16 protein-coding genes are annotated in these 14,734 nt (G+C 44.5%); 11 read left to right on the forward strand and 5 right to left on the reverse strand.

What is annotated here, in order from left to right; genetic code table 11:
* Positions 1-17 precede the first annotated feature (17 nt).
* On the forward strand, positions 18-1,193 hold the full coding sequence (locus BLW16_RS13635) for an MFS transporter (RefSeq protein ID WP_090557494.1): 1,176 nt from the start codon (positions 18-20) through the stop codon (positions 1,191-1,193).
* On the opposite strand, the gene BLW16_RS13640 is transcribed toward BLW16_RS13635, so the two are convergent.
* Genes BLW16_RS13640 through porX form a run of 3 tightly spaced genes read right to left on the reverse strand, consistent with a single transcriptional unit; the run spans position 1,194 to position 4,461 of the window.
* Positions 1,194-2,420, reverse strand: a complete 1,227-nt coding sequence (locus BLW16_RS13640) for an alanine dehydrogenase (protein WP_090557496.1) — start codon at positions 2,418-2,420, stop codon at positions 1,194-1,196.
* Positions 2,421-2,473: 53 nt separating this feature from the next.
* On the reverse strand, positions 2,474-2,896 hold the full coding sequence (gene tsaE, locus BLW16_RS13645; protein ID WP_090557498.1) for a tRNA (adenosine(37)-N6)-threonylcarbamoyltransferase complex ATPase subunit type 1 TsaE: 423 nt from the start codon (positions 2,894-2,896) through the stop codon (positions 2,474-2,476).
* An 11-nt stretch (positions 2,897-2,907) separates the two neighbouring features.
* The gene (gene porX, locus BLW16_RS13650) at positions 2,908-4,461 is read right to left on the reverse strand and encodes a T9SS response regulator signal transducer PorX (RefSeq protein ID WP_090557501.1); all 1,554 of its coding nucleotides are present in this window, start codon (positions 4,459-4,461) and stop codon (positions 2,908-2,910) included.
* Positions 4,462-4,565: 104 nt separating this feature from the next.
* On the opposite strand from porX, the gene BLW16_RS13655 reads away from it, so the two are divergent.
* The 7 genes from BLW16_RS13655 to BLW16_RS13685 all read left to right on the forward strand — a co-directional run bounded on the left by BLW16_RS13655 (position 4,566) and on the right by BLW16_RS13685 (position 11,225).
* Positions 4,566-5,795, forward strand: a complete 1,230-nt coding sequence (locus BLW16_RS13655) for an HD domain-containing protein (protein ID WP_090557503.1) — start codon at positions 4,566-4,568, stop codon at positions 5,793-5,795.
* 119 nt (positions 5,796-5,914) lie between these two features.
* Positions 5,915-6,997, forward strand: a complete 1,083-nt coding sequence (lpxD, locus tag BLW16_RS13660) for a UDP-3-O-(3-hydroxymyristoyl)glucosamine N-acyltransferase (protein WP_090557506.1) — start codon at positions 5,915-5,917, stop codon at positions 6,995-6,997.
* On the forward strand, positions 6,987-8,399 hold the full coding sequence (locus tag BLW16_RS13665; RefSeq protein ID WP_090557508.1) for a bifunctional UDP-3-O-[3-hydroxymyristoyl] N-acetylglucosamine deacetylase/3-hydroxyacyl-ACP dehydratase: 1,413 nt from the start codon (positions 6,987-6,989) through the stop codon (positions 8,397-8,399). Before lpxD ends, BLW16_RS13665 begins: the two co-directional genes overlap by 11 nt.
* Positions 8,396-9,181 carry an acyl-ACP--UDP-N-acetylglucosamine O-acyltransferase gene (gene lpxA / locus BLW16_RS13670; RefSeq protein ID WP_090557510.1) on the forward strand — a complete coding sequence of 262 codons (786 nt, stop codon included), beginning with the start codon at positions 8,396-8,398 and terminating at the stop codon, positions 9,179-9,181. Before BLW16_RS13665 ends, lpxA begins: the two co-directional genes overlap by 4 nt.
* Before the next feature lie 12 nt (positions 9,182-9,193).
* A complete protein-coding gene (locus tag BLW16_RS13675) occupies positions 9,194-9,811 on the forward strand; it encodes an ABC transporter ATP-binding protein (protein ID WP_090557512.1) in 618 nt (205 codons plus the stop codon).
* A gap of 150 nt (positions 9,812-9,961) precedes the next feature.
* Positions 9,962-10,522 (forward strand): elongation factor P, encoded by a 561-nt coding sequence (gene efp, locus BLW16_RS13680; RefSeq protein WP_090557514.1) that lies wholly within the window; start codon positions 9,962-9,964, stop codon positions 10,520-10,522.
* 136 nt (positions 10,523-10,658) lie between these two features.
* The gene (locus tag BLW16_RS13685) at positions 10,659-11,225 is read left to right on the forward strand and encodes a 5-formyltetrahydrofolate cyclo-ligase (RefSeq protein ID WP_090557516.1); all 567 of its coding nucleotides are present in this window, start codon (positions 10,659-10,661) and stop codon (positions 11,223-11,225) included.
* On the opposite strand, the gene BLW16_RS13690 is transcribed toward BLW16_RS13685, so the two are convergent.
* Complete coding sequence (locus BLW16_RS13690; protein WP_090557518.1) at positions 11,222-11,992, reverse strand: exodeoxyribonuclease III; 771 nt, start codon at positions 11,990-11,992, stop codon at positions 11,222-11,224. The genes BLW16_RS13685 and BLW16_RS13690 overlap by 4 nt on opposite strands.
* Positions 11,993-12,046: 54 nt before the next feature.
* Positions 12,047-12,757 (reverse strand): peptidylprolyl isomerase, encoded by a 711-nt coding sequence (locus BLW16_RS13695; protein ID WP_090557520.1) that lies wholly within the window; start codon positions 12,755-12,757, stop codon positions 12,047-12,049.
* A 116-nt stretch (positions 12,758-12,873) separates the two neighbouring features.
* On the opposite strand from BLW16_RS13695, the gene BLW16_RS13700 reads away from it, so the two are divergent.
* From BLW16_RS13700 to BLW16_RS13710, 3 genes are all read left to right on the forward strand, one after another.
* Positions 12,874-13,272 carry an HYC_CC_PP family protein gene (locus BLW16_RS13700; protein WP_139298319.1) on the forward strand — a complete coding sequence of 133 codons (399 nt, stop codon included), beginning with the start codon at positions 12,874-12,876 and terminating at the stop codon, positions 13,270-13,272.
* A gap of 76 nt (positions 13,273-13,348) precedes the next feature.
* Complete coding sequence (locus tag BLW16_RS13705) at positions 13,349-13,885, forward strand: heavy-metal-associated domain-containing protein (RefSeq protein WP_175470576.1); 537 nt, start codon at positions 13,349-13,351, stop codon at positions 13,883-13,885.
* A gap of 6 nt (positions 13,886-13,891) precedes the next feature.
* Complete coding sequence (locus BLW16_RS13710; protein ID WP_090557526.1) at positions 13,892-14,704, forward strand: hypothetical protein; 813 nt, start codon at positions 13,892-13,894, stop codon at positions 14,702-14,704.
* Positions 14,705-14,734: the final 30 nt, after the last annotated feature.

Here is a 14,734-nt window from a genome sequence, read left to right on the forward strand (position 1 = left end):
TCTATTTTTGTACAGATATGAAAGACGACGTTCAATCGATTTATACCTTACAGTTTGGCCTGGTTTGCTTAAGTTCATTTCTGTTCTCTTCCAGTTTCAATATGCTGATCCCCGAACTGCCTGCCTATCTTAGTGCAATGGGCGGTGCCTCCTATAAGGGGCTGATCATTGCTTTATTTACGCTTACTGCCGGGTTCTCCCGGCCTTTCAGCGGGAAGCTAACGGATACCATCGGGCGTGTGCCGGTAATGGCCGTAGGCTCTGTGGTGTGTTTCGTGTGCGGACTGCTGTATCCTGTGCTCACTACTGTTGCGGGCTTCCTGTTCCTGAGGCTGATCCACGGATTCTCCACAGGATTTAAGCCTACTGCTACCGCTGCATATGTGGCGGACCTTGTGCCGGAAAGCAGATGGGGCGAAGCAATGGGCGTACACGGTATTTGTTTCAGTACGGGCCTTGCCATAGGGCCTGCCATTGGAAGTACAATTACGGACCATTTTTCAATAGATGTACTTTTTTATTGCTCTTCGGTATTTGCCCTGATGTCTATCCTGATCCTGGCAAATATGAAAGAATCCCTGAAGGAAAAACAACGGTTCAGCTTTTCGCTGTTAAAGATCAAAAGAAAAGATATTGTGGAATGGAGAGTAATTCCTGCTGCGCTGATTACGCTGCTGAGTTATGTAAGTTACGGGGCCATCTTAACGGTAATAGCGGATTGGAGCAAATACCTGGGGACGACAAACAAAGGCCTCTTCTTTGTGGTATTCACGCTGACATCCCTGCTGATCAGGTTTGTAGCCGGTAAGGCGTCTGACCAGTACGGCAGGGTTTTGATCCTGAAGGTCTCTCTCGGCATGCTCGCAGTTTCGCTGGTATGGATCGGATTGTCCACCTCCTCATTTTCTCTGATGAGCGCCTCAGCGCTATATGGGGTAGCTACAGGCATGCTATCTCCTGCTGTCAGTGCCTGGACGATTGACCTGAGTGATCCTGCATACCGGGGAAAGGCTGTGGCAACGATGTACATAGCCCTTGAAGCCGGGATAGGAATGGGCGCATTATTGGCCGGCTGGCTGTTTGTTGATGATATTAAAGCCATACCAACCACCTTTTTCTTGTGTACCGGAATTACCTTAATTGCACTTGTTTACCTCCAGTTTGGATGGAAACCAAAGGAACAGATCGTATAATTACTGGTTGGCAACCACTAAGAGTTCAATGTCTTTAAAAGGAAGGTTAAACATATTGCCAAGGGTTTTACTGGTCAGATGCCCCTGGTAGATATATAATGCCTCCCTGATACCCGGCCTGTTCCATACCACATTCATCAGTCCGCCCATTTCACCTATATCCACCAGGATGGGGGTAAAGATATTGGTTAAGGCGTAAGAAGCGGTTCTGGGAACCCTTGAAGCGATATTCGGCACACAGTAATGGATCACATCGTGTTTCCTGAAAACCGGGTCTTTATGGTTAGTGACTTCAGAGGTTTCGAAACAGCCTCCCTGGTCTATACTCACATCAATTACTACGGAATCTGGTTTCATCCTGGCGACAGTTTCTTCCATGATGATACAGGGGCTGCGGCCGTGGGTGGCCCTGATCGCGCCAATGACTACATCACAGGTGGTTACAGCTTTTCCAAGCACTATAGGCTGCATGACGGAGGTAAAAACACGGCTGCCCAGGTTATTTTGCAGACGTCGCAGGCGATAGATGGAACTGTCGAATACTTTTACTTCTGCACCAAGGGAAAGTGCTGTTCTTGCTGCATATTCACCTACGGTTCCTGCACCCAGAATGACGATCTCAGTAGGTGGAACACCAGTAAAACCGCCCAGCATCAGGCCCTTTCCGCCGGTAACACTGCTTAAATATTCTGCGGCAATAAAGATGGAGGTTGCGCCAACGATCTCGCTCATGGCACGCACAACGCTTAGGATATTACCCTCATCTCGTAAATTCTCGAAACAAAGTGCATTGATCTTTTTATCCATCAGGGATTTCAGGTAACTTTCCTTGAGCGCTCCCATCTGGAGGGCAGAGATCAGGGTTTGCCCTTTGTGCATCATTTCTATCTCTTCACAGGTGGGGGGGGCAATCTTAACAATAATATCAGCATCAAAGACGTCCTTCTTGTTAAAGGTAATAATGGCACCCTGCTCACTGTAATCATTGTCGGAAAAGTTTGCGCCGGTTCCCGCTCCGCTTTCCAGTAACACTTTGTGCCCGTTATTTACAAGGAGCGCAACAGATAAAGGGGTAAGGGCGATCCTAGTCTCCTGGAAGGAGATCTCTTTGGGGATACCAATATAAAGACTGTTGCTTTTTTGTTTTAGTTCTGATAGTGTCTCTTTAGGCTGTTGCAAACCTTTCTGAGCAATTAAGGCCATTTCTTCCCGTAATCCTGTAGCCATTATCTAGCGTTTATTTGAATGAAATTAATAAAAATAAGATGAAAATCAAGCATCTAAAGGTAATTTTTACTAAAATTGAATGCTCTTTTTTCGGGAGACAGTACTTTGATTTCCACTTTAATATAACGCTCCGGCAAAATTTCTGCCACACGTTCGGGCCATTCTATCAGGCATATATTGCCCGAATAGAAGTATTCCTCGTAACCGATGTCGTATGCCTCCCGGATGTTTTTAATTCTGTAAAAATCGAAATGGTAGATGGTGGAGCCAGCGGCTGCATATTCGTTCACGATGGAGAACGTGGGGCTGTTCACCACATCTTCTACGCCCATTTCTTCGCATATGGCTTTAATAAAGGTTGTTTTTCCTGCCCCCATCTCCCCCTCGAAAATAAACACCTTTTCCTCTCCTGAAAAATTAAACAGTGCTTTGGCTGCACTGTTTAATTCTGTAAGACTGTTAACCTCAAGATTCATTTGCCTTTTAATTAACGTGAACTATAAGTGGCAATAGGAATGATCATCTCTTCAAGGGATATTCCCCCGTGCTGGAAGGTTTCGTTATAATAGTTTACAAACTGGTTATAGTTGTTCTGGTAAACAAAATAACGGTCTTCTTTGGCAAAGATATAATTGGAACTGATGTTGATCTTTGGCAGCTGTGCTTCGTGGGGGTTCTTAATCAGGAAAACCTCTTTGGCATTATAGTTCAGGTTCCTGCCTTGTTTGTAACGCAGGTTGGTGTTGGTATTCCTGTCGCCAATTACCTTGCTCGGGTGTTTTACCCGGATCGTTCCGTGATCTGTAGTGATCACGATCTTCACGTGTTTCTGGGAAAGTTTTTTCAGCAGTTCCAGTAATGGGGAATGCTCAAACCAGGATAACGTCAGCGAGCGGTAGGCGGCATCGTCATTTGCAAGTTCCCTGATCATGGCCATATCGGTACGCGCGTGTGACAACATGTCCACGAAATTGTATACAATGGCATTGAATTCGTTCTGCATCAGGTTATTCACCTGCTCAGTGAGCGCTTTTCCATCATCATAGGTAAGGATCTTATGGTAACTGAACTTGCAGTCCTTACGTACGCTGCGTTTGATCTGGTCGGCAAGGAAAGCCTCTTCATGCATGTTCTTTCCTCCTTCATCATCATCATTCTGCCAGAGTGAGGGAAAACGTTTTTCCATCTCCAGCGGCATTAAGCCGGAAAAGATGGAATTCCTTGCGTATTGTGTTGCGGTAGGCAGGATGCTTGAATAGATATCTTCATCATCCAGCCTGAAATGTTCGGTGATCAGCGGATTGATGATCTTCCACTGGTCATATCTTAAATTATCGATCAGGATAAAAAATACAGGGGTAGTGGAATTGATCAGTGGAAATGCTTTTTTCTTGAGCAGCTCATTGGATAGCAAAGGAGCTTTTTCTTTGCCGTTTACCCAACCCAAATAGTTGTCTTCAATAAATCTCGAAAACTGGGTATTGGCTTCAGATTTTTGCATGGTTAGGATCTCGTGCATCTGCGGGTCATCCAGTTTTTCCAGTTCCAGTTCCCAGAATACCAGTTTTTTATAGACGTCAACCCATTCCTCGTAGCTCAGTTTATCATTCAGGGTCATTCCCAGGCGCCTGAAATCCTGTTGATAGGCCATAGATGTTTTTGCACTGATCAGCCTTTTGTTGTCAATGATTTTCTTAATCGTGAGCAGTACCTGCTTTGGATTCACAGGCTTTATCAGATAATCGTCAATTTTTGAGCCGATCGCATCTTCCATCAGGTTTTCTTCTTCGCTTTTGGTGATCAGCACAACAGGGATGTCGCTTTTAATATTCTTAATGGCAGAGAGCGTCTCGAGCCCGCTCATGCCAGGCATGTTTTCGTCAAGAAAGACCAGGTCGAAATGCTCTTTTCCAAAAGCCTCCAGTGCATCATTCCCATTAGTAAATGTAGTTACGTGATAACCTTTTTCGTTCAACAGTAATATATGTGGTTTTAACAAGTTAATCTCATCATCGGCCCATAGAATCTTGGTTTCCTGCATTATTGTATGTATAAGGTGTAAAAAATTCTTGAAAAAGAGTGATCTCTTTCTTAAGTACGGATAAAAATAGCAATTTTTGTACCGTATAATTTATTTTATAAAGATTGAACAAAAAGAAAATAATAAATGACCCGGTATACGGATTCATCAATATACCCTCTGAGCTGATCTTTGACCTGATCTCACACCCCTTTTTTCAACGTTTACGTTATATCAAGCAGCTGGGGATGACCCACTTGGTTTATCCGGGGGCACTCCATACCCGTTTCCACCATGCGCTGGGTGCAATGCACCTGATGAGCCTGGCAATCGAGATTTTGCGCAGCAAAGGACATGACATTACAAAGACGGAAGAGGAAGCCGCAACAGTGGCAATACTGCTCCATGATATTGGCCACGGCCCCTTTTCCCATGCATTGGAACACTCCCTGGTAAAGGGCATCCACCATGAGGATATATCAATGCTGATGATGGAAAAATTAAACCAGGAGTTTAAAGGAAGGCTAAGCACAGCAATAGAAATATTTACCGGCAAGTACCCTAAGAAATTCCTCCAGCAGCTGATATCCAGCCAGCTGGACCTGGACAGGATGGACTACCTGAACCGGGACAGCTTTTTCACCGGTGTTAGCGAAGGGGTGATCAGCTTTGACAGGATCATCAAAATGTTTAATGTGGCAGATGATCACCTGGTAATTGAAGAAAAAGGAATTTATTCTATCGAGAAATTCCTGGTTGCCCGCCGGCTGATGTACTGGCAGGTTTACCTGCATAAAACCGTTATTGCGGGGGAGCAGCTGCTGGTAAAGATCCTGAAGCGGGCAAAAGAACTGGCGGAGCACGGAGAAGAGCTGTTTGCTACTCCTGCCCTGCAGCATTTTTTAAAGAATGATGTAAAGAAAAACGAGTTTCTAGATGCGGAGATACACCTTTCACAGTTTGCAAGACTGGATGACCAGGATATATTTGCTGCGCTGAAGGTATGGAGGGAACATCCCGACAGGATTCTTTCGCTGTTATGCAATATGCTGGTGGACCGGCATTTGCTGAAAACAGAGATCAGTAACGATCCGCCTGAGGAAAGCCGTGTACAGCGGATGAAAGAGAACACCGGAATTAGCCTTGAAATTAACCAAAACGAAGTTTGTTATTTCGTTTTTACGGATATGATCAGCAACAGAGCCTATAATACCGGCGAAGGAAACAGTACAATTAACATTTTAATGAAAAATAATGAGACAATAGATATTGCAAAAGCCTCCGATTTGTCAAATCTTGAATCGCTGGATAAGACGGTTACAAAGCACATACTCTGTTATCCACGGATAATTTAGCATTTTTTAACAAAATAATTCATTTATTATCCCGTTTTTAGTTTCCGATTACAAGCTGTCTGAAAAATTAGGGGGTTGGGAATATTTGTTCATATCAATTTAACATTTAACTTTGTAGAATGCAATTTACTGCCAAGCAGATAAGCGACTTTTTAAGTGGAGCGATTGAAGGTGATGAAAACGTAACGGTTTCTGAGCTTTCAAAAATAGAGGATGGTAAAAAAGGTGCCTTATGTTTTCTATCGAACCGTAAGTATGAACACTATATATATTCTACCAATGCCTCAGTAGTCATTGTTGGGCAGGATTTTTTTCCTGCACAGCCGGTCAGCTGTACATTGGTAAAAGTGAAAGATCCATATAGTGCCTTTTCCGTTTTACTCGAAAAGTACAACGAAGCGCTCAATGCGTCCCTCGATAAGTCGGGGATAGAACAGCCATGTTTTATCCATCCCTCAGCAAAGATCGGCAGGAATGTTTTCATCGGTGCCTTCTCTTATATTTCCGAGAATGCGGAGATCGGTGACGGTACAAAGATCTCACAGCAGGTTTTTATCGGCGCTGATTCGAAAATCGGCTCGGGAAATACTATCCATCCGGGAGTTAAAATTTATAACAGGTCTGTCATTGGTGACAGGGTGGTCATCCATTCCAATACCGTGATCGGAAGTGATGGCTTTGGCTTTGCTCCGCAGCCTGATGGAACATATTCTAAAATTGCCCAGATCGGAAACGTAGTGATCGAAGATGATGTGGAAATCGGGGCGAATACTGCTATTGACAGGGCTACGATGGGTTCTACCTTTATCAGAAAAGGAGTGAAATTAGACAACCTGATCCAGATTGCACATAATGCAGAGATCGGAGATAATACAGTCGTAGCTGCACAGGCAGGGATATCAGGCAGTAGTAAAGTGGGCAAAAACTCAGTTATCGGCGGGCAGGTTGGAATAGCCGGGCACTTGTCACTGGCAAATGGTACCCAGATCGGTGCTCAGGCCGGGATCAATTTCAGCATCGCTGAAGAAAACAAGCAATGGCATGGCTCTCCTGCTCAGCCACTCAGGGACTGGATGCGGGCCTCTGTGCTTTTTAAACATCTTCCCGGTATTGAAAAACGTATTACAAAGATAGAGGCAGAATTGAAAAGAGAAGCCGAACACAGCATAGTTAGTACCACACACAACAATAATGAACGTTAAACAAAAAACTATAAAAAGCGAAGTTTCCGTGCAGGGGGTAGGCCTGCATACAGGAGCAAATGTTACCTTAACTTTTTGTCCGGCGCCTGAAAATCACGGATTTAAATTCCAGCGTACAGATTTGCCGGGGCAGCCGATCGTAGATGCAGACTGTGATAATGTTACGGATACTGCCAGGGGAACCACGATCACACAGAACGGGGCCAGTATCAGCACCGTGGAGCATGTAATGGCTTCACTTGTTGGTATGGACCTTGATAATATTCTGATGAAGCTGGACGGGCCTGAAACCCCGATCATGGACGGAAGCGCTATTTTATTTGTTGAAGCGCTTGAAAGTGTGGGCTTTGTTCAGCAGGATATCGACCGCGAATATTTCCAGATCCCTCACAATATCATTTACACTGAAACAGACAGGAAGGTTGAAATCGTGGCTATGCCACTGGAAGATTACAGGTTTACCTGTATGATCGACTATAATTCTCCTGTACTGGGAAGCCAGCATGCTGTGATTTCCAGTATTGCGGAATTTAAAGATGAGATCGCTTCCTGCCGCACGTTTTGTTTCCTGCATGAGCTTGAATACCAGCTGCAGAACAACCTGATCAAAGGCGGGGACCTGAACAATGCGATTGTTATTGTAGATAAAGAAGTAAACAGGGAGGAACTTGATCACCTGGCCAAAATATTTAACAGGGAGAAAATTGAGGTAGCCCCTCAGGGAATCCTGAATAATATGGAATTACGCTACCAGAATGAGCCTGCCAGACATAAACTGCTGGATATGATCGGTGACCTGGCTTTGGTAGGAATGCATATTAAGGGACATATTATGGCTGCCCGGCCCGGTCATGCTGCAAATATTGCATTTGCTAAGAAAATTAAAGCCGCTATCAAAAAGGAGAAGAACAAGAAAGTACAGAAGGTATATGACCCCTCTGTAAAACCGCTTTATGATGTGGTACAGATTATGGACATTCTTCCGCACAGGCAGCCTTTTCTGTTTATTGATAAAATTCTGGAATTATCAAAAACACATGTCGTGGGCGTAAAAAATGTGACCATGAACGAAGAGTTCTTCAAGGGGCATTTCCCGGGTGCACCGGTTCTCCCAGGAGTGATCCAGATCGAGGCAATGGCACAGACGGGAGGGATCCTGGTGCTGAGTACCGTTCCTGATCCAAGAAATTACCTGACTTATTTCCTGAAGATCGATAAAGTGAGGTTCAGGGCACAGGTGTTACCGGGTGATACGATCGTTTTCAGATGCGATCTGATGGAGCCGATCCGCAGAGGCATCGCACAGATGAAAGGTGTGGGCATGGTAGGAGATAAAATTGTTGTCGAGGCAGAGATGATGGCACAAATTTCAAAAGTAAAAGAAAGCGAACGCGTATCATGATACAACCTTTAGCATATATACATCCAGAAGCAAAAATCGGTGATAATGTAACCATTGAGCCTTTTGCGGTCATTCATAAAGACGTTGTCATTGGTGATGGTACCTGGATCGCATCCAACGTTGTCATTATGGACGGTGCAAGAATCGGAAAGAACTGTAAGATCTTTCCCGGATCAGTAATTTCCGGGATCCCGCAGGACCTGAAATTCGCAGGAGAAGTTACAACCGCTGAAATTGGCGATAACACGACCATCAGGGAGTGCGTAACCATTAACAGGGGTACTAAAGATAAGTGGAAAACCGTGATCGGCAGCAACTGCCTTATCCAGGCATACTCACATATTGCGCATGACTGTGAAGTGGGAGACCACTGCATCTTTTCCAACAGCACCACGCTGGCTGGCCACATTACCATCGGTAATTACGTGGTACTGGCAGGCCTGGTAGCGATCCATCAATTTGTAAAAGTAGGCTCACATGCCTTTATTACCGGTGGTTCGCTCGTACGTAAAGACGTTCCCCCTTATGTTAAAGCGGCAAGAGAGCCCTTATCTTATGCCGGGATCAACTCCGTTGGCTTAAGAAGACGCGGTTTCTCTTCAGAAAAGATCAATGAGATCCAGGAGATATACAGGGTGCTCTTTGTGAAACATAATAACGTGACTAAAGCGCTTGATAAGATAGAGGCAGAATTTGCACCAACAGAAATCCGGGATGAAATTGTTGATTTTATCAGGAATTCGAACCGCGGCGTGATGAAAGGTTTTGGAACGGTAAGCTAATCTTTCTCATTCATGACGATCGATTTAAAGGATGCCGGCAGAAGGTTCAACCAGGAATGGATTTTCAGAAATTTCAGTTATCAGTTCAGCTCTGCCGGCAAATATGCCATCCTCGGACCAAACGGTTCGGGAAAATCGACCCTGTTAAGTGTGATTCTGGGCAGTTTGTCGCCTTCTGAAGGCTTAGTTACCTATACCCACCAGGAAACCATACCTGTAGAAAAAATTTATACACAGCTGAGCTTTGCAGCCCCTTACCTTGATCTTGTGGAGGAATTCACCCTGCAGGAAACCATCGCATTTCACTTTAAATTTAAACGGCTCTATCCCGGCTTATCAGCTGAGGCACTGCTCGATCTCCTGGGCCTGTCAAAGTCTCAGGATAAGGCACTGAAATACTTCTCTTCGGGTATGAAGCAGCGTACAAAACTTGCGCTTGCCTGCTGTACTGACGCTCCCCTGTTATTGCTGGATGAGCCCACTTCAAACCTGGATAAACAGGGAATTGAGTGGTATCATGGTCTGATCAAGGATTTTACGGAGGATAAACTGGTTTTGGTGGGGTCTAACCAGGAAAACGAGTACTCCTTTTGCGAAAATTTGATAAGTATAACGGATTATAAAGACTGATATTGTGCGCAATTGCAAGAGAAGTGTCATGAATTACACCCAAAATAGCGTAATAAATAAAATTTAAAATAATTGTTGCAGGATTCAAAAATAGTTTTTACCTTTGCGGCACGAAATGGCGCTGAGGTTTAAGCAATAATTTCAAATAAAATGGCAAAAGCATCAGAAGTAAAAAGCGGTAATATCCTTCGTTTCAACGGTGAGTTGACTCAGGTAGAAGAATTTCTTCACCGCACTCCTGGAAATTTAAGAGCTTTCTACCAGGCCAGAATGCGGAACATCAAAACCGGTAAATTGGTTGAGTACAGGTTCCGTACAGACGAAGAGGTAACGATTTGTCGTGTAGAAACAAGTGACTATCAATATCTGTACGAGGACGGAGACTTCCTTGTAGTAATGGATGTTACTTCTTTTGAGCAGTTTAACATTCCTAAAACATTATTTGGGGAATCTATTAAGTTCTTAAAAGAAGGAATGAATGTGATCATCTCATTCGAAAGCGAAGAGCCGATTATAGCACAGATGCCGCAAAACGTTGAGCTGGAGATCACTTACACTGAGCCCGCTGTTAAAGGGGATACTTCTACAAGTGCGCTGAAATATGCAACTGTAGAAACAGGAGTGGAGATCAAAGTGCCTATGTTCATCAACCAGGGCGATAAAGTAAAGGTTGATACACGCACAGGTGATTACGTAGAAAGAGTAAAATAAGAATTTTTCATAGTTTAGTTTTAGGTTTAGGTTGATTTTGGCTTCGGAGTGGTTCCCGAAGCCATATTTTTTACAGGCATTTTACCTTGTTAATTATCGTAAAGGATACCTACCTTGCCCTGAAACTCATCCAGATATGACTAAAGCGGAAATCAGAAAACAGGAAACGGCGCGCAGAAAGGCATTAAGCCTTCAGCAGGTAATCGCCCTCAGCGAAAAATTACTCCATCAATTTTCTACTTTAGATTTCGGGGGCATGCAGACGGTGCACTTCTTTCTTCCTATTGAAGAGAACAACGAGCCGGATACTTTTATGCTGATCAAATGGCTGAAAATGCACGAGCCGCAGATAAAGATCATTGTACCTAAAGCCGATTTTACGACTTCCCTGATGACGCATCACCCGTACAACGGAGAAGATGAATTGCAGAAAAGCCTGTTTAACATACTGGAGCCTGTACTGGATGAACAATATACCGGTAAGATTGATATGGTGATCGTCCCCTTGCTTGCCTTTGACAGCAGGGGCTACCGGGTAGGATACGGAAAGGGTTTTTATGACCGCTTCCTGGAAAACCAGGATGCACTTAAAGTGGGGCTCTCTTTGTTTGAAAGCGTGGATACCATTTCTGATACCCACGATAATGACGTTCCGCTGGATCTCTGCCTTACTCCCGAAAGGATCGTCCGGTTTAAGGATTAAGCGTCCAGTTCCAGCAGGACCGGGCAATGGTCGGAATGGATAGCATCGGGCAATATCTCTACGTTTTTGAGCCTTTCCAGCATGGGTACCGTAGCCAAATGATAATCAATACGCCATCCCAGATTCTTGGCCCGTGAATTTGCCCTGAAGCTCCACCAGGTGTAATGGTGGGGATCTTTATTGAAATGCCTGAAGGTATCAATAAAGCCGCTTTCCAGGAACAGGCCCATCCATTCTCTTTCCTGCGGTAAAAAACCCGAGGAATTTGCATTTGATTTGGGATTATGGATATCCATCGCGGTGTGGCAGATGTTATAATCTCCGGAGATGATCAGGTTGGGATAGCTCAGGCGCAGGTTGCTGATATAAGTTTCAAAAAACTGCATAAATTCATATTTTTTAGCCTGTCTGTCATCGCCGGACGATCCTGAGGGAAGATATACGCTCATCAGGGAGAAAGTGTCAAAATCAGCCCTTAAAATGCGCCCTTCTTTATCGATCCACTCCTCACCGCAACCATATTCAACATGGTTAGGTTTGATTTTGCTGAAGATCGCAACGCCGCTATAGCCCTTTTTTTCTGCGCTGAACCAGTAATGGTGGTAGCCCAGTTGTTCAATCAGGGCAATGATCTCTGGAATTTGTACAGGCTGCGCCTTCACTTCCTGAAGACAGATCATGTCTGCTTCGCTTGACTGCAGCCAGCCAAAGAAATCTTTTGTGGATGCGGAACGGATTCCGTTCACATTGTAAGAAATTATATTCATTGTAGTGTCTATTGTTTTTTATAGGTAATGAAGCTTGCTCCGCAGGTTTCATCGTTAATAGTTTGAAATTGGTATATGCTTTTCTCTGAATACCTTTTCTAATCTGCGTGCTTCTCTTCTTTTAAGAAGGCTGACCGTCATTTTCACATCTTTCAGGGGGCGGTTATTCCCGTCTGCCGGCATTACGGCTATCGTATCCACCAGTTCGAGGCCTTTTACAACCTCGCCATAAACAGTATATTTTCTATCCAGGTGCGGGCTTCCTCCAAGGGTTTTATAGACTTCGCGTTCCCATTGGGGGATCTTGAAATGAAGACGTTTGGTTTCAAGGCTGTCAAGCTGCGGGTCTGTAAATTTTTTCCCCTGAACGATATAGAACTGGCAGCCGCTGGATGCCTTTTCAGGATTATCGTCCCTGGCCGCAGCGAGTACTCCTTTTTTATGGAAAAGGCTGTCGCTGAACTCAGGAGGAATGGTATACCCTACATCTCCGTTGCCCAGCTCTTTACCGGCAGGGGCATTTTTAGAATCAGGATCCCCACCCTGGATCATAAAATTGCTGATGACCCTGTGAAATAGGGCGCCGTCATAAAAACCGTCTTTTACGAGTTTGATAAAATTGTCGCGGTGTTTGGGGGTATGGTTATAAAGCAGGATGATACATTCCCCCTGTTCGGTCTTTAATCTGACATACTGATGCTTTGGCCTGGCTGCAAATACGATATTGCAGCAGAGCAGCAGCAGAATGATAAACATTTTATTCATACATGCTATTTGTGGCTAAGTTAAGAATTGTAATTCTAATAAATTTATTGTTAATTTTGTCCTGGCTGCTGATCCATCGGACAGCAGGCCATACTTGTAAACCGCTGAATGTTCAGATGAAACTGATACAAAAAATAGCCCTTGGATTGTGCGCCTTTTACCTGATCAGTGTAATAGGCGTGGCGCTGAGCCTGCATTTTTGCGGAGATACATTGTCTTCTGTTCATTTTACCCAGACGGCTCAGTGCAAGGACTGCAAGTCTGAAAAGAAGACTGCGGAAACCAATCATTGCTGCAAGAATACTGCTGTTGAGGCGAAGATAAAGGACAGCCATCAGTCCGGATCAGGCATCAGTCTTCCAAAGAACTTCAGCATACAGTTGTTTTTGTTTCCGGTCCTTTCAACTGTGCTGGAAAGGATTCTGCCTCAATTGTTCAGCAGGGCAGAAAATAAGGCTCCTCCGTTTTCGGCCCGTTTTTCCCTCTACGCCTATCACTGCGTTTTCAGAAATTAGACCAGGAATAAATTGATCATTTCTGCAGGTCCTCTGCGGGAAAATGGGTTTATTTCAAATTTTTAGAAAACATAAAATGAAAACGATTAAATATTTCATTCTGTTCGCTGCATTATTTGCCGGCAGAAATACTTTTGCACAACAAATTTCAAAAGCAGAATTGCAGGTAAACGGCCTAACCTGTTCCATGTGTTCCAGGGCTACCGAAGCCTCTTTAAAAAGCCTTGGTTTTATTCAAACTATCACTCCGGACCTGAACAGGAATATCTTTGTCCTGACTTTCAAAAGCGGGCAACAGGTAGATATTGACCAGATCCGCGATAAGGTGGAGGATGCAGGCTTTTCCATAGGTGACCTTTCTGCAACAATCAATTTTAACCGCACTGTAATTGATGAGGCCGGAATAGCGCAGCTTGGGAATATGGCCTTCAAATTTACGAATGCCAGAAGCAGGGTACTTGACGGGCCGGTTACCGCACGTATACTGGATAAGAATTTTATCAGCCCTTCCACTTTTAAGAAAAATGCGGCACAGTTAAAATCAGATTCCTACCTGAGCGGAAAGGGAGTCATTAAGGGAAAGGAAACACGTATCGTTCACCTGAGCATATAACCGGGAATGAGGTATACATTTTTTGCCGTGGCAGTTTTGCTGCTCAGTGTAAGCCTGCGGGGTAAAGCGCAGGAATTATATGTGTTTACGGAGCCTGCAAGCAATATGCCTGCAAAGTCGCTGGGATTAAGGCTGACCAATGAAGGCATTTTCAGAGGGAACCGCATGAACCGTACGATCCCAGAGCTCATGCTTAGCTTTAACAAAGAACTAATGATCCATGTGCAGGGGTTTTTGTCTGCTATGGATAGGAACTACAGGCTGGAAGGAGGGAGTGTATATGCAAAATACCGCTTTCTTTCGATAGATGATGCACAGCGGCACCTGCGGATGTCTGCTTTTGGGAGGCTAAGTACAAGCAAGAGGCCTACTTATACACAAGACATCAACCTGGAAGGGGACAATAGCGGTGCGCAGGCGGGCTTAGTGGTTACGCAGTTGCTGCATAAACTGGCCCTGTCCGGCACGGTGGGTTACACCAGAGCCTTTGACCTGGAAAGCCGGAGGCTTGCGGGGTCGCCCCAGCCGGACGAAATGATCTCTTACAGCCTGTCTTCCGGCTATCTTGTGCTCCCTGTTCGCTACAAAAACTATAATCAGCCAAATTTTAACGTCTATTTCGAAATGCTTGGTAAAACCAATCCGGCAAACGGGAACTCCTACCTTGATTTTGCGCCTGCCCTTCAGGTGATACTGAACAGCAGGACCCGGATTGATCTTGGTTACCGGTTCCAGGTGAGCGGGGATATAGATGAAAGGTTCAATAAAAACATGTACCTGCTGCGGGCAGAGTTCAATTTTTTTAATGTTTTAAAATAATATTTGGGAAAATGATGTATGGTGGCCTTT

This window comes from Pedobacter hartonius, from assembly GCF_900107535.1.
Classification (GTDB): Bacteria; Bacteroidota; Bacteroidia; order Sphingobacteriales; family Sphingobacteriaceae; genus Pedobacter; species Pedobacter hartonius.

Coding starts and splice junctions, on each gene's coding strand:
- porX (WP_090557501.1), bottom strand. CDS start 4,461: ATGCAGGAAACCAAGATTCTATGGGCCGATGATGAGATTAACTTGTTA.
- tsaE (WP_090557498.1), bottom strand. CDS start 2,896: ATGAATCTTGAGGTTAACAGTCTTACAGAATTAAACAGTGCAGCCAAA.
- efp (WP_090557514.1), top strand. CDS start 9,962: ATGGCAAAAGCATCAGAAGTAAAAAGCGGTAATATCCTTCGTTTCAAC.
- BLW16_RS13700 (WP_139298319.1), top strand. CDS start 12,874: ATGAAACTGATACAAAAAATAGCCCTTGGATTGTGCGCCTTTTACCTG.
- BLW16_RS13665 (WP_090557508.1), top strand. CDS start 6,987: ATGAACGTTAAACAAAAAACTATAAAAAGCGAAGTTTCCGTGCAGGGG.
- lpxD (WP_090557506.1), top strand. CDS start 5,915: ATGCAATTTACTGCCAAGCAGATAAGCGACTTTTTAAGTGGAGCGATT.
- BLW16_RS13640 (WP_090557496.1), bottom strand. CDS start 2,420: ATGGCTACAGGATTACGGGAAGAAATGGCCTTAATTGCTCAGAAAGGT.
- BLW16_RS13685 (WP_090557516.1), top strand. CDS start 10,659: ATGACTAAAGCGGAAATCAGAAAACAGGAAACGGCGCGCAGAAAGGCA.
- BLW16_RS13695 (WP_090557520.1), bottom strand. CDS start 12,757: ATGAATAAAATGTTTATCATTCTGCTGCTGCTCTGCTGCAATATCGTA.
- BLW16_RS13635 (WP_090557494.1), top strand. CDS start 18: ATGAAAGACGACGTTCAATCGATTTATACCTTACAGTTTGGCCTGGTT.
- BLW16_RS13710 (WP_090557526.1), top strand. CDS start 13,892: ATGAGGTATACATTTTTTGCCGTGGCAGTTTTGCTGCTCAGTGTAAGC.
- BLW16_RS13705 (WP_175470576.1), top strand. CDS start 13,349: ATGAAAACGATTAAATATTTCATTCTGTTCGCTGCATTATTTGCCGGC.
- BLW16_RS13690 (WP_090557518.1), bottom strand. CDS start 11,992: ATGAATATAATTTCTTACAATGTGAACGGAATCCGTTCCGCATCCACA.
- lpxA (WP_090557510.1), top strand. CDS start 8,396: ATGATACAACCTTTAGCATATATACATCCAGAAGCAAAAATCGGTGAT.
- BLW16_RS13675 (WP_090557512.1), top strand. CDS start 9,194: ATGACGATCGATTTAAAGGATGCCGGCAGAAGGTTCAACCAGGAATGG.